The organism is Devosia rhodophyticola (genome assembly GCF_028816475.1).
In the GTDB taxonomy this organism is placed as follows: Bacteria; Pseudomonadota; Alphaproteobacteria; order Rhizobiales; family Devosiaceae; genus Devosia; species Devosia rhodophyticola.
In genome coordinates this window covers 2,279,780-2,300,252 of the sequence record NZ_CP118247.1, presented here as the reverse complement: position 1 = coordinate 2,300,252, position 20,473 = coordinate 2,279,780, and the positions used below count along the sequence as shown (strand labels likewise).

The window sequence follows — 20,473 nt, the reverse complement described above, 5'->3', positions numbered from 1 at the left end:
GCTTCGCCTCCAACCGTTGCAACAGGGCCACACAGGCCACTCACAAAGTTGCGAGCGATTGCACCTGTTAACCTTTCCAGAGTAGGTAAAATGCTCTGAATCGGTGTGCATTGAGCCGGGTGTCGCGGACTAGGGTCCGCTTGAGGTGGAGAATTCATGTACAAGCTCTCGGTCTGCCTGCTCGCTGGTGCGGTTTGTCTGGGGCTAACCTTTCCCGCCACCGCTCAGGATATAAAAGTTGCAAGCACTAGCCTGACACGCATTGTTATTGCACCCCCTCAGACCGCTCTGGCGCGCACCATCAAATCCGGCCTATCTGCAGCCTATTACGGCGCCAAGTCCAACACCGCCGCTTATGATGAGGCCCAAAAGCTCTATTTTTTCTATGGTGAACGCCACTTTGAGCCACTCTGGCTGACCCAGTCCGCTGATGGCGTCCTTTCCTTTTCGCCGACCGCCGAAACCATCATCAAGGTATTTGCCGACGCTGGCGACGAGGGGCTGCGTCCCAAGGACTATCTGACGCCTGATCTTGATGTTGTTGCGGCCACCGGTGATCCGGCCAAAATGGCGGCACTTGAAACCGCGTTTTCGGCGGCCCTGGTGCGCTATGCCGACAATCTGCTCAATGGTCGCATTCGTCCTGGTTCAATATCGTCCGACCTTGACATGGCGCCTAAACCGCTCGACGCAACCAAACTCCTTCTCGACATCGCCAAGGGGCAGAACCCAAAGACCGTATTGGCCAAATTTGAGCCCAGGCATCGCGAATTTCTGCAGCTCAAGGCTGCCCTGGCAGATTTTGACGCTGACGCCGACAACCAGAAAATCGACATTCCCAGCGGCCCATCGCTGCGTTTGGGCATGAGCGACACACGCGTTGCCCTGCTGCGCCAGCGCCTCGAAATGACCGAGACGGCGGAAGACCCATCCGTTTACGACAAGGTGGTTGTTTCAGCCGTCAAGGATTTTCAGGCCAGCAAGGGTCTGACCTCCGACGGCATCGCGGGTCCGGCAACAGTTGCGGCCCTCAATGGCGGCCCGACTGTCACACGAGACGATATCATTGCCAATATGGAACGCTGGCGCTGGATGCCGACCGACCTCGGTAATTTCAACGTGCTCGTCAATGTCCCTGAATATAGGCTTTCGATCAACCAAAGTGGCAAGTCGATTTATTCGACCCGCGTCGTTGTCGGTAGCAAGGCGCATCCGACGCCAATTTTCTCCAACAACATCAAACACGTGGTGGTTAACCCCTACTGGAACGTGCCCGCCTCGATCATCAAGAATGAAATCGCCGGCAAAACGCTGGCCAATCCTAACTACATTGCCAGCCAGAACATGGATCTGATTTACAAGGGCAATGTAATCAACGCCAGTCAGGTCAATTGGTCGGAGGTGGGCAACAGCTTCCCCTTCCGGGTACGCCAACGCCCCGGTGCCGGCAACGCCTTGGGACGGATCAAGTTCCTGTTCCCCAACAAACATGATGTCTATCTGCATGACACCCCGTCCAAGTCACTGTTTTCGCGTAGCTATCGCGCATACAGCCACGGATGCGTTCGCGTTCAGAACCCAATGGATTTTGCCGACGCCCTGATGAGAAACGAACCCAACATCAGCGGCGCATCACTTGCATCCATGTTTGGCTCAAGCGAGCGTTGGGTCAATCCTGAACACACCATCCCGGTGCACATCGCTTACTTCACGCTACGCGTGCAGCCTGACGGCACCGTTACTTCCTATGCCGATGTTTATGGGCACAATGCCAAGCTGATTGCCGCTCTTAACAAATAGAAGCGCTAACATCGGCCCTGCGACCCGATTGGTTTACCTTATCTAAACGAATTCGCCTTGGTTCCGTCCATTTTTGCCCCTATGAACTTGCCATCGGGCCAAAATGGGTCAAAACATCACTGTTTAGCGTTAATAAGTTCTAATCGAAATTACGCTAACATCTATCCAGTATTGAATTGGTAGTGCGAGTAATGTTGGCGTGACGGGGACATCACCTTTGAGGCAGTTTCATTTTGCGCGATTGCTGGTCGCAGCAGTCATGAGCTTTACCCTGTCGCTAGGTGCATTCATTGTGCCAGCTCAGGCTGCCAGCGAACGCGCACTCTACCTATACTACACCCACACCAAGGAAACCGCCCGCATAGTCTTCAAGCGCAATGGGCGGTATGTGTCCTCAGGCCTGAGCCAGCTCAATTATTTCCTGCGCGATTGGCGCCGCAATGAGCCAACCAAGATGGATCCGGCGCTGTTTGATCTGATCTGGGAAGTCTATCAGGATGTTGGTGCCACCCAACCGGTTAACGTGGTTTCGGCTTATCGCGCCCCGGCAACCAATGAAATGCTGCGCTCCAGATCTGGATCTGGTGTTGCCAAGGATTCCCAGCACACCAAGGGCAATGCCATGGATTTCTTTATTCCGGGTATCTCTCTGACCAAATTGCGCGCCGTTGCCATGAAAAAGCAGGTTGGCGGTGTCGGCTATTATCCAACCTCGGGCAGCCCATTTGTACATCTGGATACCGGCAACGTGCGTGCATGGCCCCGGATGACCCGCGCTCAGCTCAAGCAGGTTTTCCCCGATGGCAAGACTTTGCATGTCCCAACAGACGGCAAGCCATTGTCCAATAGCGGCCGCCAGTATGCGCAGGCCCAGTGGCAACGCTGCCATATGGTGCCCTGCAACGGCTCAAGCAGCAGCCGGACCGCTGTTGCCAGCGCCGAGACAAAACACTCGGGCACCACGCTGATGGATCTGTTCTTTGGTGACAATGCCGACGAGGCCGAGGATCAGGCTGATGTCGCACCAAACGCCGCCCCCGTCAAAACTGCCGCCGCTACAAACCAGCCTCGCATAGCGCCGACCCCCTTCATGCGGCCACAGGGATTAGGCGAGATCACGCAGGTGGCAGCGGTGCAAAACCCCTCGGATTTCCCCTTCTCCAGTGTCGGAAGCGCGCCTCTATCCGCACCGCAACCGGCCATCAAATCCCACGCCATGCTGGTTGCAACCGCCGCCGCACTACCCGCTGGCCAGACCGGCCAAACCGCATTGACGGCGCTTGCCGAAATTGGCGCGCCAATTCCAGCAGCTCGTGTTCTGATGACCAACGATCCATCCAACATCGTGACAGCTTACGCACCATCGCCAGCAGAACCCGGCGCCCAACGTGCGGTTGAAATGATCATCGACCGCAGCACCAACACAGCTTCCCTCGCACCGGCCCCCACGCAAGCCTCAAAGCCGCGGCTGACCTTGACCGGCGCAAGTGGGCTTCGTTCCGCCTCGCTGGGCGGCGGCAATCAATTGGGAGATTTGGCCAATCTGTTTGACCTGACCTGGGGCGCTGTTGCCGATGATACTTCCGCAACCCCGATCGCGCGCGCTCTGGCAAAGCGGACCATCGGACAACCGCGCGCCGTTGATCTGATTGCGCCCGACCTCGAGCATATTGCCGACGTTTTCCTGACCCCGGTAGTCATGACGTCAGAACATTTCGCCGTCATCTATGATCACGACGAAGCCGATTTCAGCCCCGAGACGGAACTGGGCGCCGACGTGACCAAAATGGGCATTGGCGATGAGCCGCCCGCATTCAGCCACGAAAAATTTGTAACCAACGCCCCCCTGACGGTCGCGTTTCGCTGATCAATCCTTGAGCGATTGCAGCATCGTGGTTGCAATGGCGGTCCCCTCTCACTATTGCTGGTCTAAGCCCGCCGCGCCTTAATTGCGTCGACGCTCAGGTGATAATGCGTTTCGGCGCACCCGTTTCGTCGCCCCCGTAAAGGACAATTGCCTTGGCCGACAAGCCACAAACACCGCTGCTCGACACTGCTGACACGCCCGACAAACTGCGCGCCTTGCCTCGTGACAAGTTAGCCCAGCTGGCCGACGAGTTGCGTAGCGAAATGATCGACGCGGTCTCGGTAACTGGTGGGCATCTGGGTGCCGGACTTGGCGTGGTTGAATTGACCGTGGCGCTGCACGCCATTTTTGATACGCCGCACGACCGGATTATCTGGGATGTCGGCCATCAGGCCTACCCGCACAAGATCCTGACCGGTCGACGCGATCGCATCCGCACCCTGCGCCAAAAGGATGGACTGTCTGGGTTCACCCGTCGCGCTGAAAGCAAATACGACCCGTTTGGCGCTGGCCATTCGTCAACCTCGATTTCCGCCGGTCTGGGCATGGCAGTGGCCAGCGATCTCAAGGCGATTCCCCGCCATGTCGTTGCCGTTATCGGGGATGGCGCGATGTCCGCTGGCATGGCCTATGAGGCCATGAACAATGCCGGCGCCATGGACGCCAAACTCATTGTCATTCTCAACGACAACGACATGTCGATTGCCCCACCCACGGGCGCGTTGAGCGCCTATCTGGCGCGACTGGTTTCGGGGCCGGTCTATCGCGGCATGCGCGAAACCGCCAAGTCCATGACCAAGAAACTGCCGCAGTTTCTATATGAGCCTGCCCGACGCACCGAGGAATTTGCCCGTAGCTTTTTTACTGGTGGCACGCTGTTTGAGGAGCTGGGCTTTTACTACGTCGGCCCCATCGACGGGCACAATCTCGATCATCTCTTGCCGGTGCTCGAAAATGTCCGCGACGCTGATACCGGGCCCATTCTCATCCATGTGGTGACCAAAAAGGGCAAGGGCTACGGTCCCGCCGAAGATGCCGCCGACAAATATCATGGCGTCTCCAAATTCAACGTCATCACCGGGGCACAGGCCAAGGCGCCATCGAACGCGCCTTCATATACCAATGTCTTCGCCCAGAGCCTGATTGACGAGGCCAGGGATGACCCCCGTGTTGTTGCCGTGACCGCGGCCATGCCATCAGGAACCGGTCTCGATAAATTTGCCGAAATTTTTCCAGATCGCATTTTTGATGTGGGTATCGCCGAGCAGCACGCCGTCACCTTTGCCGCTGGCATGGCTACCGAAGGCATGCGCCCATTTTGCGCCATCTATTCAACGTTCCTTCAGCGCGCCTATGATCAGGTGGTCCATGATGTAGCCATCCAGCACTTGCCGGTGCGTTTTGCCATTGACCGCGCCGGATACGTCGGCGCCGATGGCCCCACCCATGCAGGCAACTATGATGCTGCTTACCTTGGTGCCATCCCCGGCATGGTCCATATGGCGGCTGCCGACGAGGCCGAACTGCGCCACATGGTCGCCACGGCAACCGCCTACGACAACGGCCCCATCGCGTTCCGTTATCCGCGTGGGGAAGGATCTGGCGTCGAACTACCGCAGCGGGGCACCATATTGCCAATCGGCAAGGGTCGGATCATTCAGCAGGGTTCAACCATCGCCATTCTCAGCTACGGCACGCGTTTGGCCGAGGTGATAGCTGCCGCCGAACGATTGGCCGCTTTGGGCCTGAACCCGACCATTGCCGATGCACGGTTCATGAAGCCGCTCGATGAAGAAATGATCGCCAAACTGGCCCAGGATAACGATGTGCTCCTGAGCGTCGAGGAAGGCTCGATTGGTGGCTTCGGCAGCCATGTGGCGACCTTTTTGGCCAGCAACGGCCTGCTCGACGGCAAGCTGCGCTTCCGCCCGCTGATGATCCCCGACACTTTTGTCGAACATGGCAGTCAGGCCACCATGTATGCCGATGCCGGTCTGGATCGCGCTGGCATTGTCAGCTCAGCGCTTTCAACGCTCGGCTATGACGAAGCATCAATGCTCGCCGCCTTGGGCAAGTCGCACTGATCGCTCCGCCTTCGCGCCAGCCGTTGGGCTGGCGCCAATCTGATCAGTCGTCGTTGGCCGGTTCAGCGACCATGCCCAGTGCGGACATGTAAAGCTCGAGCAATGCTTCCTGCTCCATGCGCTCATTGGCATCCTGCTTGCGGATCCGCACGATTTGCCGGATGACTTTGGTATCAAAGCCATTGCCCTTGGCCTCGGCATAGATTTCCTTGATGTCGGCAGCGATGGCAGCTTTTTCTTCTTCCATGCGCTCAATGCGCTCGATGAACGCCCGCAACTGGTCCTGGGCAACACTTTCTTCGGCCATAAAAATTTCCTCTTCGTTGGGACCATGTTTCAACATCAGCAGCGGCTGCGGTTCAAGACCTTTGTTGTCCAATCCACATCCCCGTGCCACCGATCCCCTCAATTCGGTCAAATCCGGCGTTTAGCGGTTGACACCGCACCATTCAATGGCCCAAACCAAGGCAGATTTTTCAATGACTTCCGGCAGCCCATTGCATTTTTTCCGTCACGGCGTAACCCTTGTCGGCGCGTTCTTATCCGGCATGTTTTTCTTTTCGGCGCCCGCCATGGCGGACCTGCGCGTGTGCAATGAAACCGGGAACATGGTTTCGGTTGCCATGGGGTATCGCGCCGAGCGGGGTTGGCAATCGGAAGGCTGGTGGCAAACCCAGCCCGGCGACTGTCAAGTTCTCTATCAGGGTAGTCTTGCCGATCGCTCCTATTATTACATTTACGCTGTTGACGATATTGGCGGCGGCGAGTGGGATGGATCGGTTTTCATGTGCACACGTGACGAAACCTTCACAATCTTTGGGGTTGAGGATTGTCTCGCACGCGGCTATGAGCGCACCGGGTTCTTTGAAATCGATACCCAAAAGCGAACCGACTGGACTTTGAAACTGACAGACAAGACGGGTGAGCCCGGCATCGTTGGTCCAGAGGACGATGCGCCGCTGGATAATCCCGACCAACCTGTCGATCCTGCCGGTCAATCCACAAACGCCACGCAAGATAGCGAAAGCACGGACACGCAATGAGACGGATGAGACGAGTTAAGATCCTTGCGACCCTGGGCCCGGCAAGCCAGGACGAAAAGATGATCGAGGAACTTGCCCGCGCCGGCGCGGATGTGTTCCGCATCAACATGAGCCACGCCAGTCACGACGTGTTGCGCCAGACGGTCGAACGAATTCGCAGCGTCGAAAAGCGCCTCAATCATCCATTGGGCATATTGGTTGACCTTCAAGGCCCAAAACTGCGCGTATCGAAATTTGCTGAAGGCGCCATCCATCTGGTTGCCGGCCAGAAATTTGTCCTGGATAGTTCGGATGCGCCTGGAACCATTGATCGGGTATTCCTGCCCCATCCCGAAATCATCGAAAGCGTTTCGGTAGGCGACCGCCTGCTGCTCGACGATGGCAAGTTGCAGCTCAAAGCCACCAAGGTTGGCAACGGTGCCATCGAGACTGAAGTCGTTTACGGCGGCAAGCTTTCGGACAAGAAGGGCGTCTCCCTGCCCGACACGTTGCTCCCCACCGGCGCGTTGACCGAAAAGGATCACGCCGATCTGGTTGAAGCGCTCAAAAACGATGCCGACTGGATCGCTCTGTCGTTCGTGCAGCGTCCCGAAGATATCATTGACGTCCGCAAGATCGTTCAGGGTCGCGCCGGTGTCATGGCCAAGATTGAAAAGCCGCAGGCCATCGAACGGCTCGAAGAAATCATCAAGCTTTGCGATTCCATCATGGTCGCGCGTGGTGATCTGGGCGTGGAATTGCCGCTGGAAACCGTTCCCGGCCTGCAAAAACGCATGATCCGCATGGCGCGCCGTTACGGCAAGCCCGTGGTTGTCGCCACCCAGATGCTGGAATCGATGATCACCGCGCCTGTACCAACCCGCGCCGAAGTTTCGGACGTGTCGATTGCCGTGTTTGAAGGCGCTGACGCCATCATGCTCTCAGCCGAGTCGGCCTCGGGCCAATATCCGGTTGAAGCCGTCTCCACCATGAACAAGGTGGCTATCGCTGTTGAAGATGACGCTAACTATCGCGGCATCATTCGCGCCGCCCAAACCGAACCTGAAGCCACAGCCGCCGACGCCATTTCGGCTGCGACCCGGCAAGTCGCCGAAACGCTCGATCTAGCCGCTATCGTGACTTACACGGCCTCGGGCTCAACTGGCATTCGCGCCGCCCGCGAACGGCCCGCAAAACCTATTATCGCACTTTCGCCCAATATGCGCACCATCCGCCGTCTATCGGTAGTGTGGGGTATCCATTGCGTGCAGACTGAAGATGCGATCAGCCTTGAGGACATGGTCGACAGGGCCTGCGTCATCGCTTATCAGGAAGGCTTTGCCCGCCCCGGCGACCGTATCGCAATCACCGCTGGCGTCCCCTTGGGCACACCGGGCGCAACCAACATGCTACGCATTGCCTTCGTACGGCAGGATGGCGCCGGTTCCAGCTAAACCAGCCGCATCGACAGTCCAAATTTTGAGCCCGGGTACTAATTACATCCGGGCTTTTTGCTTGTCGCCAAGAATTTGGCCAATGCGAAGGGCAATAAAAAAGCCCGCGCATGGCGGGCTTTTTCAACATTAGTCTGGCAGCGGGCCTAGCCCTGGCGTGCCTTGAAACGCTTGTCGACCTTATTGATGATATAGACCCGACCGCGACGGCGGACGAGCTTGTTCGCGCGGTGGCGAGTCATCAGCGCCTTTAGCGAGTTGCGGACTTTCATCGTAAAACCTCAGTTAAATAAAAGGGGCGCCAGAGCGCCCGAAAACTTGGCCGGAACATAAGGAAATTGCTTGCCCCTGTCAACGCGCCAATCGCAGGCATTTGCCCATTTCCAACACGGTCCGAAAACCCACGAAATTACAGGCGCTTCCAGTGCTCAGGCGGGTTGGTTTGCCTGCTCCTCTACTTCGATCTCCTGCCACCGGAGACACGCGACCAGCCTATTGTCTTCAATGGTTTCGAGCGGCGGTCGTTGCTGGGCACAAATATCGCGCGCATGCCGACATCTGGTCCGAAATGTGCAACCTGATGGCGGATTGATCGGCGAGGGAATTTCCCCATCGAGCGCATCAATATTGCGTTGTCGGGCAAGTTTTGGATCTGGAATCGGGACAGCCGTCAGCAATGCCCGCGTATAGGGGTGCCGTGGATCTTCATAGATTTCATCGCCCGTTGCCAGTTCGACAATGCGGCCCAGATAAAGCACCAGAATGCGATCCGAGACGTGGCGTACCACACTCAGATTGTGCGAAATGAAGATCAGTGTAAGCCCCAACTCATCCTTGAGTTCGGCCAACAGGTTCAAAATCTGAGCCTGGATCGAAACGTCGAGCGCTGATACTGGTTCATCACAAACGATAAGTTTCGGCTCGGTGATCAGCGCCCGAGCAATGCCAATCCGCTGCGCCTGCCCGCCAGAAAATTCGTGCGGATATCGGTTGATCATTTCGGGTAACAGACCCACCGATTCCATCGTCTTGAGAACCCGCGCCCGGCGTTCGGTCTTATCTAGTTCAGGGCGCAGAGTGCGCAGCGGATCCGCGATTATTTCGCCCACCGTCATGCGGGGATTGAGCGAGGCTAGTGGATCCTGGAAAATGATCTGCAGGTCCTGCCGCCGCTTGCGCATCTCCTCGGCTGGAAGGCGCGTCAAATCCTGGCCGAGCCAAAGAACCTGCCCCTCATCGGGTGCCAGCAACTGCAGGATACAACGCCCGAGGGTCGATTTCCCGCAGCCGCTTTCCCCCACAATGCCCAGCGTTTCGCCCTGATGAATAGTAAAATTGATATCTTCAAGTGCCGTCAGCGTCAGTGGTCGGGCAAACAGGCCATGGGCAATCGAGAATGTCTTCTTGAGGTCCCTGATTTCGAGCAGGTCGGCTGGCATCTGGTTCATCAGGCGACCTCTCCATATTTCATCGCGCCTTCATAAAAGCAGGCCTTTTGCCGGCCCTCGCCCGCTTCTGTCAGGGGCGGGCGTTCGGCATGACACCGGTCGAACGCGAATGCGCAACGCGGATTGAACGAACATCCCTGAGGCAAATGCTCAAGGCTCGGCGGCAATCCCTGGATGGGATCGAGCCGCGCCGTCCGTTTGGCAATGTGGGGTGTCGAATGCAAGAGGCCCAGGGTATAGGGATGACGAGGATCGTAAAACAGATCGTCAGTTTTTCCCGTTTCAACGGCACGGCCACCATACATCACCATCATCCGGTCAGCGATGCCCGCGACCACTCCCAGATCATGGGTAATGAGCACCAGCGCGGTGCCGAAATCCTCGGTCAGTTTTTTGAACAGATCCAGCATTTGCGCCTGAACCGTTACATCGAGTGCCGTTGTGGGCTCGTCCGCGATCAGGATTTTGGGTTGGCACAGGAGCGACATGGCGATCATGACGCGCTGCCGCATGCCCCCTGACAGTTCATGGGGATAGGCATTGGCGCGTTTGACCGGCTCGGGGATACCGACCCGCTCCAGCATTTCGATCGACGTCTTGATCGCTGCCTGCTTGTCGAAGTTGCGATGCGTGACCAAGACCTCGGCCAGCTGGGTCTTAACCCGCAGGGTCGGGTTGAGGGAAGTCATCGGGTCCTGAAAGATCATCGCAATGTCCTTGCCGCGATAGATATCAAGCTGTTTTGGCGCCATGCCAATCAGATCGACATCCCCCATGACGGCGCGCCCGGTAGCGCGGCCATTCTTGGCCAGCAACCCCATGATCGAGAGGAACGCCTGGCTCTTGCCTGAACCGGATTCGCCGACTACCGCCAGCGTTTCGCCTTCGGCGAGCGTAAAATTCATCTCGCGTACCGCATGCACTTCGCTATCGTGCAAATCGAACGTAACCGACATGTCTTCGACTTTGAGGACTTCACTCATTTCATCGATCCTTGGGGTCCAGGGCGTCGCGTAGGCCGTCACCGATATAGGTGAGGCAAAGCAACAGAGTGACCAACACAATGGCGGGCGACAACAGCATCCAGGGCAGCACCTCGGCAACCGGTGCACCGAATGAAATCAATGTACCCAACGAAGTTTGTGGCTCCTGCACGCCCAGGCCGAGATAGGATAAGAAACTCTCGGCAATGATAATTTCGGGGATGGTCAGCGTTGCGTATATTACCACAGGGCCGGTCAGGTTTGGCACGATGTGCCGACTGATAATGGTCCAGGGCTTGGCGCCGCCGGCCCGCGCTGCTTCGACAAACTCGCGTTCCTTGATCGAAAGCGTCTGACCCCGAACAATGCGCGCCATGGTCAACCATTCAATGGCACCAATTCCCACGAATAGTAGCACCGGATGACGACCGAACATCACCACCAGAATGATGACGAACAGGATATAAGGCAGCGCATACATGATATCGACGATACGCATCATCAACGCATCAACCCGCCCACCGAGATAACCCGCCACCGCGCCATAAATGATGCCAATGACCACTGAAACGATAGTAGCGACCCCCGCCACGATCAGGCTCATCTGCGTGCCTTGCAGCACCCGGGCCAGCATATCGCGACCGTTCTGATCGGTTCCGAAATAGTGTGCCTTGGCAAAATCGGGCGGCTTGCGGATCGAGGTCCAGTCGACCTCTGAATAGCCCCAGGGCACGAAATAGGGCCCGACAAAGGCGGCCAGCACGATGAAAACAACGATGGCGATGGAGATGACCGCCGCCTTGTTCCGCGCCAGGCGACGCAAAGCGTCCTGGGTCAGCGAGCGCCCTTTGGGCGCCTCGAGCGTTTCCAGACGCCGTGCATATTGCGTAAGGACTTCGTCCTTGCCTGTGATCCCGGCCATCAGCGGTACCTCACCTTGGGATCAAGCCAGGCGTAGACCAGATCAACAATCAGATTGAGTGCCAGAATAATGAACATGTACAAAATGGTCGTGCCCAGAACGACGCCATAGTCGCGATTGAGCGCTGCGGTGACAAAATATTTGCCAATCCCCGGCAGCCCAAAAATCTGCTCGACGGCCAGCGAACCAGTGAGCAGATAACTCATCCCTGGCCCCAGATAGGAAACAACAGGCAATAGGGCAGGCTTGATCGCGTGTCGCGCCAGAACCAGCCTCTGCCCCAGACCTTTTGAACGGGCCGTACGGACAAAATTAGTGCCCAGCACCTCGATCATCGAGCCGCGCATCAGCCGCGATATTCGCGCAGCGTGCGGCCATGCCAACACGGTTACGGGCAGCACCAGATGCGGAATGGACCCCGCGACCCAACCTCCCGCTGGCAACCAGCCCAGATAAACCCCGAACCATAATTGCAGCAAAGCCGCCATCAGGAAGTTCGGAATTACCACGCCGAGCATGACGACCAGCACCAGCACATAATCGGGCCATTTGTTTTGGTTCACCGCCGCGATCATGCCAGCAATGACACCAATAACCGTGGCAATCACAAAGGCCGACATCGCCACTGTCAGGGTAAAGGGAAATCCAATGCTGATCAGCTGGCTCACATTGAACCCGTCAATCACCATTGAGGGACCGAGATCCCCCTGCAGCAGACGCCAGATATAGATCAGATACTGCACGACCAACGGCTGATCGAGATTATAGTGGGCGCGCAGATTGGCAAGGACGGTCGGCGGCAAGGCGCGCTCTCCATCAAACGGGCCACCGGGCGCCAGTCGCAGCACGAAAAAGCAGACAGTTACAGCGATCAATGCAATCGGAATGGCCGATAGCACACGCCGCAGGGCGTAACCCAGCATGATGCAAAAACCTTTTGTGATCCGGCTGGCGCAATCGCGGCGCACTGCCGGAAAGGTTGATCGCGGGAGCCGACGCTCCCACGATCAATCCGTCAATGCTGAGCCTATTCGGACTTGGTCAGCCAGCGGGTGCGGTGCACATCCTTGGCATTGTCTTCAAAGCCGGTCACCTTGGGCGACACGATATTTTTGGACACGTACCAATAGATGGGGATTGCCGCGAACTGGTCCATGGCAAGCGTCTCGGCCGCATGCAATTCGCCAGCCCGCTTGGTCAGATCCTGTTCACTGGAGGCAGCTGCCAGTAGTTTGTCGAACTCGGGGTTTGAGTAACGACCGTAGTTGTTGCCCCAGTTCATGGTATCGCCCTGCATGGTACCTGTCTTGAGCAGATCCAGCGTATTGGACGCATCTGAGTAGTCGAGCAGCCAACCGGCACGCCCCACCTGGAAGTCGCCGGCTCGCAGGGCATCGTAATGCACGGCGGTTTCGGCATTGAACAATTCAACCTTGACCCCAATCGGCTCCCACATCGCTGCTATTGCCACGGCGATGCGCTGATGGTTGTCGTTCGTATTATAGCGCAGTTGCAGGGTCAGTGGATTGTCTGGCGTATAACCAGCCGCTTCCATGATGCCCTTGGCCTTGGCCACACGGTCTTCATAGGGCATTTTTGCCCATGCGGGCATATAGGTTTCGCCCTGATAGTTGGCAGTACCCTCGGGAACCCAGCCATAGGCAGGCAATTCGCCGGTTCCTAGAATATCAGGCCCAATCACATCGCGCATGATCGAGATCGACAGCGCTTCACGAATATTCGGATCGTTCAGCGGCGGCTTTTCCTGATTGAGAACATAGTAATAGACCCCCAGGAATGGCTCGACATGGGCCTGCCCGGGCAGATTGTCCTGAATCCACTGATATTGGTCGGCCGGGAAATCGGTTAGAATATCGAACTCGCCCGCGCGGTAGCGGTTGAGCGCAGCAGCCTGATCTTCAAGGACGTGGTAGTAGACCTCGTCGATCTGGACATTGGCGGCATCGTAGTAATCGTCGTTTTTGACAGAATGTACATAAGAGCCAGGCAGCCATTCCGTGATCTTGTAAGGGCCATTGGCAACGATGTGATCCATGTTGGTCCATGCATCACCATATTCATCAACCAAATGCTTTGGCACCGGATAGGCGGTATAATGCGTCAGAGCCTGCAGGAAGAACGGCGTTGGCGCTTCAAGCGTGATTTCGACGGTCTTGTCGTCGAGCGCCTTCACACCCAATTCGCTGAAATCGGTTATTTCGCCGGAATTGATCTTGGCTGCGTTCTTGATCGGATATTGCAGATAGGCATAATCAGACGCCGTGGCCGGGTTCATTAGGCGCTGGAACGCGAAGACAAAGTCTTCCGCTGTCACTGGCTCTCCGTCGGTCCACTTGATCCCGTCCCGGAGGTGGAAGGTATAAACTGTACCATCCTCGGAAATATCCCAGCTTTCGGCCTGACCCGGAATAGCGTCAGCCTTGGCGTCCTCGGTCACCAGGCCTTCAATATAATCGCCGACGATGCGGTTTTCCCAGTCGCCTGAAACCTTGTGTGGATCAAGCGAGCCCGGATCGGCACCATTGTGCATCTGTAGCGTCACCGCCGATGCGGCAGTGCTCATCATCAGCGCCATAACGCCTGCTGTCGCGACTGCTGTAAGGGTTTGAGTGAATTTCATTCGTGTCCCGCCTCCTGAAAAGCATATTGTTCTTGATTTTGATTTCTGTGTGCTGTGAACAGCACCCTGCCGCCGCCAGATTTGTGAACGTGCGGGCAGGTTGACTGGACGGTATCGTGCAATTCCGTCCACTGACAAGCAAAAGATTGACCTAAGCGTCAACTCAGCTGCTTCATGTGGAGAAGGATGTCACCCCGGGAAGTTGAATTCAGCCACCCTGGGGGGAACGATCAGCCCAGAAATCCGGAATATTGGGCAGCGCTCAATAAGCAGCCAAGCCCAATCAATCCCAACCACGCCACCCAACTGGGTACCGTGCGAAATTTGAAAGGCTTTTGGGCCGACTTTTTCTCTGGCTTTTTCTTGACCGGTTTGAACTTGATGACATTGTCGCTCATGAAAAAACCTTACGCCCGCTCGACCAGCGCCGCAACGCCTTGCCCACCTGCAGTGCACACAGAAATCAGTGCGCGCTGTTTGGCCTCGGTGTTGAGCAATTTTGCCGTCACCCCCAATATGCGGCCACCAGTCGCTGCAAATGGATGGCCATAGGCTAGGCTCGAGCCCTTGATATTGATCTTGGCCGGATCTATTTCGCCCAATACCTCGTTACGCCCCAACACATCCTTGCAGTAGGCAGGACTATTCCAGGCCTTGAGCGTGCACAGCACCTGCGCAGCAAAAGCTTCGTGGATTTCGAACAGATCAATATCATCAAACCCAAGACCGGCCCGTGTCAACATGTCAGACACGGCAATCGTGGGCGCCATCAGCAGCCCCTCGCCGCCTGCAAAGTCGTTGGCGGCGACCGCGCCCATGCTCAGATAGGCCAGAACCGGCAGCCCGCGTTCGCGCGCCCACTCTTCGCTCGCCAGAAGGACCGATGAAGCACCATCGGTCAGGGGTGTTGAATTGGCAGCCGTCAGGGTGCCGTGGCCCGAAGATTTGTCAAAGGCAGGCTTCATGCTTGCCATTTTGTCCAGCGTTGTGTCGGCGCGCACATTGTTGTCACGCACCAGCCCCGCGCAAGGCACCAACAGGTCGTCGTGAAATCCTTCATCATAGGCCTTGGTCGCATTTTGATGGCTGGCCAGTGCCAACGCGTCCTGGGCTTGCCGGGTGATCCCCCACTCCCGCGCCATCAATTCGGCATGCTGGCCCATCGATAGACCAGTGCGTGGTTCGTTGACTGAGGGGGCAACCGGGGTCAATTCGCCAAAAGAAAATCCCTTGAATGCCTTAAATCGTTCACCAAGGTTTCGTGCCCGCGACAGATTTATCATGCGGTGCTGAAATTTGTTGCCGAAAACAACTGGACTGTCACTAACCGTGTCCGAGCCCACCGCAATGCCACTCTCGATCTCACCCGTCGCGATCTTGGCCCCCAGCGTCAATGCCGCTTGCAGGCTGGTGCCACAGGCGATTTGCATGGTTGTGCCCGGCGTACGCGGGGAAAAACCGGCATCAAGCAGGGCTTCGCGCGTCAGGTTAAAATCGCGGCTGTGCCCAATAACGGCGCCACCCATCACTTCGTCGATCCTGGTGCCCCTGAGATCATATTTTTCCGCCAAACCGCGCAGGACGGTGGCCATCAACGACAGGTTGGTCTGCTCCACATAGGCTGTATGGCCGCGCGCAAACGGGATACGCGCTGAACCAACGATGGCGATTTTTCTCAGCTCAGTCATCTTACGCTTTCCCGTCTTTGCGCGCCTGCAACGGACCGCCAAGGAACGGCGCAAATCCGGTTCCCATGATCACCCCGATATCGGCCATGTCCCCATTGGCCACCACGCCCTCGCTCACCACCACTTTACTCATGTCGACCAATGGCTTGACCAACGCGCGCCCAAGTTCGGCGAGATCCTTGTGGTCGGGAACCGGCCCCTTTTGTGCCTTGCCATCAACCCACTTGTAAAAGCCTTCGCCCGACTTGCGGCCCAACTTCTTGGCCGTCACCAGCTTGGAAAATTTCGATCGCTCGGGCACCTCATGTCCCAATTCGGTTGCCACCGACAGCCCGACATCGAGGCCCACCGTATCCATTAACTCAATCGGCCCCATCGGCATGCCGAACGCAACGGCTGCGGCATCAAGCAACTCTTTGCTTTCCCCCGCTTCCACCCGCTGCACGGCATCCAGCATGTAGGGCATCAATACCCGGTTGACCAAGAATCCAGGTGCCGATTTGACAACGACCGGACTTTTGCCAATCGCCAGCGCAAACGCCGCACCCTTGCCGATTTCTGCGTCGTTATTGAAAGTTGAACGAATGATCTCGACCAGCGGCAGTTGCGCCACGGGATTGAAGAAGTGCAACCCGATCAACCGCGCCGGATCCTTGAGACCCTCGGCAATCCGCTCCAGTTCGATTGAAGAGGTGTTGGTCGCCAGAATCGCACCGGGTTTCAGCTTGTCCTCAAGCCCCGCAAAAATCTTGCGCTTAATCTCAAGATTTTCCACCACAGCCTCGATAACAACATCGGCGCGGCTAACACCTTTGCCAGCTGGATCTGCCTCAAGCCGGGCAACTGCAGCATCGACCTCAAATTTTTTCTTGAGCCGTTTTCTGAACAGCTTCTTGCCACGATCAAGCGCTGGCTTGATCCGGTCCATATCCAGATCCTGAAGCGTCACAGCCATACCGCGCAAGGCGCACCAGGCGGCAATATCGCCGCCCATGACCCCTGCTCCGATCACATGAACCCGTGCAAATTTGGCGCCTTTGGTACCTTGTTTTTTCAAGCCTTCGGACAAGAAGAATACCCGCCGCAGATTGGATGCCGTGTCCGATCCCATCAGAGGTGCAAAAGCGTCGATCTCGCCACCGATCATCGCCTGCCAGTCGTCGCCGTGCTTTTCAAACAGATCAATCAGTGCATAGGGCGCTGGATAATGTTCCTTGCGTGCCTTCTTGGCGACCTGTTCCTGCATCTTGGAAACGGCATAGCCCCGCAGCGGGCCCATGCCCATGACGCGTTTGAACAAGCCTGCGTGTTTGGATTTTCGATGTTGCAACACAGCTTTGCGCGCTTCCCAGCGCAGCATGTCGCGGTGGCGCACCAACTTGTCGACTAATCCCAACCCACGCGCAGCCCCCGCGCGCAATAGCCGCCCGCTCAACATAATGCTCATCGCATCGACCGGCCCCGCCTGCCGAATGGAACGACCGGTGCCGCCAAAACCCGGAAAAATGCCAAGATTGACCTCGGGAAACCCGATCCGCGTCTTGTCGTCATTGACCGCCACGCGATAATGGCAGGCCAGCGCCAGTTCCAATCCGCCGCCGAGCGCAAATCCGTGAATCCCCGCCACAACCGGGATTTTGAGATTTTCGATGCGCTGAAACAGAGCATGGGTGCGCTTGAGCGCTTCGGGCAACACCGAGAAATCCGACATGGCATCGAACTCGGAAATATCAGCGCCCGCGATAAAGCCACTGTCCTTGCCAGATAGCAGAATGACGCCAACCAGTTCGCGGCTATTGGCAAGATCCTCGAACCGCGCTACCAGCGTTTCCAATTCCATGATCGCTTCACGACTGAGCGTGTTGACCGGCGAATTGGGCGTGTTGATCGTCAGCCATCCCAGCCCTTCCACATCGGTATGGAAGTTCCAATTCTTGGTTTCGGTCAATTGCGGTTGGGGGGCCATGGGTCTCTCCTATTCCGCCGCAGATTTGGCGCGGTGTTCCGACAGTTGCCCGGGCTCAAAATCATCGACCCGGACCACCCGATTTGTCGCTTCATCGGCTGCCCGCATGACCCCTGCCTCATTTTCGTTCAATACGCCCGCAGCCACCGCATCCTCGATGGCATCGCGATCGAGGCGTCGTTCAATGGTGCCCTTGCGTGCCGCCTTGATAAAGCGCGATTCAATTTCTTCGGCCTCGGTAACTTTGACAAGCCCATCTTCCAGAACGCCGGTGACATCTTTTGGGTCCATTGAAACATAGACGCCTGTCGTCAGACGATTGCGGAATTCTCCGGGGCGCAATACCGCGCGCACCAACTTGTAGTTGAGCCGATCCGAACTGGGCCGCGCGTGCCGCCCCAGCGGAAAGCACAGGAATGCCATGGCATAGGCCACGAACCGATTTGGGAAGTTGGCGAAGACTTCGCCAAAGCTGACTTCCATCTTGGCGATATGATCGGCCATGATGGCATCAACCACTGGCTTGTCTTCGGCCAATGCGCCTTCCTCGTCAAAACGCTTAAGCGTTGCCGACATCATGTAAAGGTCGCCCAAGAGATCAGCCATGCGGCCGGAAATCTTCTGCTTGCGCTTGAGATCGCCGCCAAGAAATACCGTGGTCCAGTCCGCAACCAAAGCAAATGCCTGAGCATAGCGGTGCAATTGGCGATACCAATGAGCCATCTGCCCATTGTTGGGCGTTGAGGCAAATGCGGCCCCGGTTATACCGTGCAAAAAGCTGGCCGCAATGTTGCGCAACATGAAACTGGTATGCCCGGCAAACGCAGTGTCAAATTGCTCAACCCCTTCCCGCTTGTCGGGGTTCTGCGCTGCTGAAATTTCCGAATACAAAAACGGATGCGCTCGCAACACGCCCTGAGCAAAGGTCATCAGCGTGCGCGTCAATATATTGGCGCCCTCAACTGTGATCGCCACCGGCAACGCCATATAGGCGCCGAACAGATAATTGCTTGGTCCGTCCTGAATGGCGCGGCCGCCATGGATATCGAATGCATCATCCATGCTATCGCGCATTGCCTCGGTGGTGCGATATTTGAGAAGTGCCGAGATCACTGCCGGGCGCTGCCCCTCATCGACCATGGAAGCCGTGAGTCGCCGTGCCGCCTCATAGGTATAGGAATTCTTGAGGACGCGTCCCAGGGGCTCAGCCACCCCTTCCATGATGCCAACGGGAATGCCGAATTGACGCCGAATGCGAGCGTAGGCAGAGGTCACCCGGAGCGATTGCTTGATCGATATTGACCCGATGGCTGGAAGCGAAATGGCACGACCAGTCGACAGGCACTCCATCAACATGCGCCAGCCCTGGCCTACATAGTCGGTTCCACCGATCAGGAATTCCATCGGAATGAAAACGTCATCGCCCGTGGTTGGACCATTCATGAACGCCTGACGGGAAGGGTAATGGCGTCGCCCAATTTCAACGCCAGGATGATCGTGCGGCACCAGCGCCAGCGTAATGCCGACCCGCTCACCCTTGCCCAAAAGATTATCGGGATCGTGCAAGATGAACGCCAGACCGACCAAAGTGGCGATCGGCGCCAGCGTGATATAGCGCTTATCCCAACTCAGCCGGACACCCAGCGTCTCCTTGCCCTGATAGGTGCCCTTGGTGACAATGCCAACATCGCGCATGCCGCCCGCGTCAGAGCCTGAATGCACCCCGGTCAGCGCAAAACAGGGGACTTCAAGTCCCTTCGCCAACCGCGCAAGATATTTGTCCTTTTGGGCGGTCGTGCCGTATTTTTCCAACAGCTCGCCCGGCCCGAGTGAATTGGGCACCATAACGGTAATACCCGCCGCAACCGAACGGCTCGAAATTTTTGACACAATCATTGATTGCGCCTGCGCCGAAAAACCAAGGCCGCCATATTCCTTGGCAATCAACATACCGAGGAAGCCGTTGTCCTTGAGAAATTGCCAAACTTCAGGCGACAGATCAGCGAGATTATTGCGCGTGTCCCAATCGTCTATCATGGCGCAAACCTGGTCAACCGGACCGTCAAGGAACGCTCGTTCCTCCTCGCTCAGTGTCAGGGGACGGATCAAGGTCAACTTTTTCCAGTCGGGACGGCCTGAAAACAATTCAGCATCCCAACCCACCGTGCCCGCGTCCAGCGCTTCCTGTTCGGTGCGGCTTACCTTCGGCAGAATTTTCTTGACCATGCCATAGGCGGGGCCAGTAACGACCGCGATGCGCACTGGCTTGAGCGACAGCGCCAGCAAAACAATGCCCGGCAGCAAGGCAAAAATCAGGCCGCCAAAACCGGTGGCGACTTCCAAACCCCCGGCAGGAAAACTGATTCGGCTGAGCAGCCCCAACACCAGGGTCAACACACCCCACTGCCAAAGCGGCGACTGCCGTACGGCCAGCGCTGCGAAACCGACCAGCCCGACCAGAAACAATGCTAAACCCATATTCGTCTCCTTGGACCCGCCGGCCCCGCTTGCGCTCCTGCCCGGCGGGAGTCTTCGACAATCCCACTGCGCCTCTTGTCTGCGTGCGAAACACTCATTTGTCTCGCGCACTCTAGCGCG

At 57.0% G+C, this 20,473-nt stretch carries 16 protein-coding genes; 5 read left to right on the top strand and 11 right to left on the bottom strand.

The window, feature by feature from the left end:
• Positions 1-156 precede the first annotated feature (156 nt).
• The 3 genes from PSQ90_RS11265 to dxs all read left to right on the top strand — a co-directional run bounded on the left by PSQ90_RS11265 (position 157) and on the right by dxs (position 5,751).
• Positions 157-1,800 carry a L,D-transpeptidase family protein gene (locus tag PSQ90_RS11265; protein WP_282210402.1) on the top strand — a complete coding sequence of 548 codons (1,644 nt, stop codon included), beginning with the start codon at positions 157-159 and terminating at the stop codon, positions 1,798-1,800.
• Between the two features lie 217 nt (positions 1,801-2,017).
• Positions 2,018-3,667 (top strand): DUF882 domain-containing protein, encoded by a 1,650-nt coding sequence (locus PSQ90_RS11260; protein WP_282210401.1) that lies wholly within the window; start codon positions 2,018-2,020, stop codon positions 3,665-3,667.
• Between the two features lie 152 nt (positions 3,668-3,819).
• Complete coding sequence (gene dxs / locus PSQ90_RS11255; protein WP_282210400.1) at positions 3,820-5,751, top strand: 1-deoxy-D-xylulose-5-phosphate synthase; 1,932 nt, start codon at positions 3,820-3,822, stop codon at positions 5,749-5,751.
• Positions 5,752-5,794: 43 nt separating this feature from the next.
• On the opposite strand, the gene PSQ90_RS11250 is transcribed toward dxs, so the two are convergent.
• Entirely contained in the window at positions 5,795-6,058 is a 264-nt protein-coding gene (locus tag PSQ90_RS11250) for a DUF2312 domain-containing protein (protein WP_282210399.1), read from the bottom strand.
• Between the two features lie 145 nt (positions 6,059-6,203).
• Here PSQ90_RS11250 and PSQ90_RS11245 point away from each other — a divergent pair, with 145 nt between their 5' ends.
• Positions 6,204-6,794 (top strand): DUF1036 domain-containing protein, encoded by a 591-nt coding sequence (locus tag PSQ90_RS11245; protein WP_282210398.1) that lies wholly within the window; start codon positions 6,204-6,206, stop codon positions 6,792-6,794.
• Entirely contained in the window at positions 6,791-8,227 is a 1,437-nt protein-coding gene (gene pyk, locus PSQ90_RS11240; protein WP_282210397.1) for a pyruvate kinase, read from the top strand. Before PSQ90_RS11245 ends, pyk begins: the two co-directional genes overlap by 4 nt.
• Before the next feature lie 146 nt (positions 8,228-8,373).
• Here the strand turns inward: pyk and ykgO are convergent, their stop codons facing one another.
• The 10 genes from ykgO to PSQ90_RS11190 form a co-directional block, all read right to left on the bottom strand.
• Positions 8,374-8,499 carry a type B 50S ribosomal protein L36 gene (gene ykgO, locus PSQ90_RS11235; protein ID WP_046139985.1) on the bottom strand — a complete coding sequence of 42 codons (126 nt, stop codon included), beginning with the start codon at positions 8,497-8,499 and terminating at the stop codon, positions 8,374-8,376.
• Between the two features lie 156 nt (positions 8,500-8,655).
• Positions 8,656-9,666 carry an ABC transporter ATP-binding protein gene (locus tag PSQ90_RS11230; RefSeq protein WP_282213041.1) on the bottom strand — a complete coding sequence of 337 codons (1,011 nt, stop codon included), beginning with the start codon at positions 9,664-9,666 and terminating at the stop codon, positions 8,656-8,658.
• Between the two features lie 8 nt (positions 9,667-9,674).
• The gene (locus tag PSQ90_RS11225) at positions 9,675-10,658 is read right to left on the bottom strand and encodes an ABC transporter ATP-binding protein (protein ID WP_282210396.1); all 984 of its coding nucleotides are present in this window, start codon (positions 10,656-10,658) and stop codon (positions 9,675-9,677) included.
• 1 nt (position 10,659) lies between these two features.
• Positions 10,660-11,580, bottom strand: a complete 921-nt coding sequence (locus PSQ90_RS11220; RefSeq protein ID WP_282210395.1) for an ABC transporter permease — start codon at positions 11,578-11,580, stop codon at positions 10,660-10,662.
• Positions 11,580-12,503 (bottom strand): ABC transporter permease subunit, encoded by a 924-nt coding sequence (locus tag PSQ90_RS11215; protein ID WP_282210394.1) that lies wholly within the window; start codon positions 12,501-12,503, stop codon positions 11,580-11,582. Before PSQ90_RS11215 ends, PSQ90_RS11220 begins: the two co-directional genes overlap by 1 nt.
• Before the next feature lie 104 nt (positions 12,504-12,607).
• Positions 12,608-14,221: a peptide ABC transporter substrate-binding protein gene (locus PSQ90_RS11210; RefSeq protein WP_282210393.1), complete on the bottom strand. Its 1,614-nt coding sequence runs from the start codon at positions 14,219-14,221 to the stop codon at positions 12,608-12,610.
• Between the two features lie 230 nt (positions 14,222-14,451).
• On the bottom strand, positions 14,452-14,619 hold the full coding sequence (locus PSQ90_RS11205; RefSeq protein ID WP_282210392.1) for a hypothetical protein: 168 nt from the start codon (positions 14,617-14,619) through the stop codon (positions 14,452-14,454).
• A 9-nt stretch (positions 14,620-14,628) separates the two neighbouring features.
• Positions 14,629-15,909 carry an acetyl-CoA C-acetyltransferase gene (locus PSQ90_RS11200; RefSeq protein ID WP_282210391.1) on the bottom strand — a complete coding sequence of 427 codons (1,281 nt, stop codon included), beginning with the start codon at positions 15,907-15,909 and terminating at the stop codon, positions 14,629-14,631.
• 1 nt (position 15,910) lies between these two features.
• Positions 15,911-17,875 (bottom strand): 3-hydroxyacyl-CoA dehydrogenase NAD-binding domain-containing protein, encoded by a 1,965-nt coding sequence (locus PSQ90_RS11195; RefSeq protein ID WP_282210390.1) that lies wholly within the window; start codon positions 17,873-17,875, stop codon positions 15,911-15,913.
• Positions 17,876-17,884: 9 nt separating this feature from the next.
• Positions 17,885-20,353 (bottom strand): acyl-CoA dehydrogenase, encoded by a 2,469-nt coding sequence (locus tag PSQ90_RS11190; protein WP_282210389.1) that lies wholly within the window; start codon positions 20,351-20,353, stop codon positions 17,885-17,887.
• Between the last annotated feature and the right edge of the window lie 120 nt (positions 20,354-20,473).

Excerpts from the sequence above, each read along its gene's own strand:
- PSQ90_RS11265 (WP_282210402.1), top strand. The coding sequence starts at position 157 with ATGTACAAGCTCTCGGTCTGCCTGCTCGCTGGTGCGGTTTGTCTGGGG.
- PSQ90_RS11250 (WP_282210399.1), bottom strand. The coding sequence starts at position 6,058 with ATGGCCGAAGAAAGTGTTGCCCAGGACCAGTTGCGGGCGTTCATCGAG.
- PSQ90_RS11245 (WP_282210398.1), top strand. The coding sequence starts at position 6,204 with ATGGCCCAAACCAAGGCAGATTTTTCAATGACTTCCGGCAGCCCATTG.
- pyk (WP_282210397.1), top strand. The coding sequence starts at position 6,791 with ATGAGACGGATGAGACGAGTTAAGATCCTTGCGACCCTGGGCCCGGCA.
- ykgO (WP_046139985.1), bottom strand. The coding sequence starts at position 8,499 with ATGAAAGTCCGCAACTCGCTAAAGGCGCTGATGACTCGCCACCGCGCG.
- PSQ90_RS11230 (WP_282213041.1), bottom strand. The coding sequence starts at position 9,666 with ATGCCAGCCGACCTGCTCGAAATCAGGGACCTCAAGAAGACATTCTCG.
- PSQ90_RS11225 (WP_282210396.1), bottom strand. The coding sequence starts at position 10,658 with ATGAGTGAAGTCCTCAAAGTCGAAGACATGTCGGTTACGTTCGATTTG.
- PSQ90_RS11220 (WP_282210395.1), bottom strand. The coding sequence starts at position 11,580 with ATGGCCGGGATCACAGGCAAGGACGAAGTCCTTACGCAATATGCACGG.
- PSQ90_RS11215 (WP_282210394.1), bottom strand. The coding sequence starts at position 12,503 with ATGCTGGGTTACGCCCTGCGGCGTGTGCTATCGGCCATTCCGATTGCA.
- PSQ90_RS11210 (WP_282210393.1), bottom strand. The coding sequence starts at position 14,221 with ATGAAATTCACTCAAACCCTTACAGCAGTCGCGACAGCAGGCGTTATG.
- PSQ90_RS11205 (WP_282210392.1), bottom strand. The coding sequence starts at position 14,619 with ATGAGCGACAATGTCATCAAGTTCAAACCGGTCAAGAAAAAGCCAGAG.
- PSQ90_RS11200 (WP_282210391.1), bottom strand. The coding sequence starts at position 15,909 with ATGACTGAGCTGAGAAAAATCGCCATCGTTGGTTCAGCGCGTATCCCG.
- PSQ90_RS11195 (WP_282210390.1), bottom strand. The coding sequence starts at position 17,875 with ATGGCCCCCCAACCGCAATTGACCGAAACCAAGAATTGGAACTTCCAT.
- PSQ90_RS11190 (WP_282210389.1), bottom strand. The coding sequence starts at position 20,353 with ATGGGTTTAGCATTGTTTCTGGTCGGGCTGGTCGGTTTCGCAGCGCTG.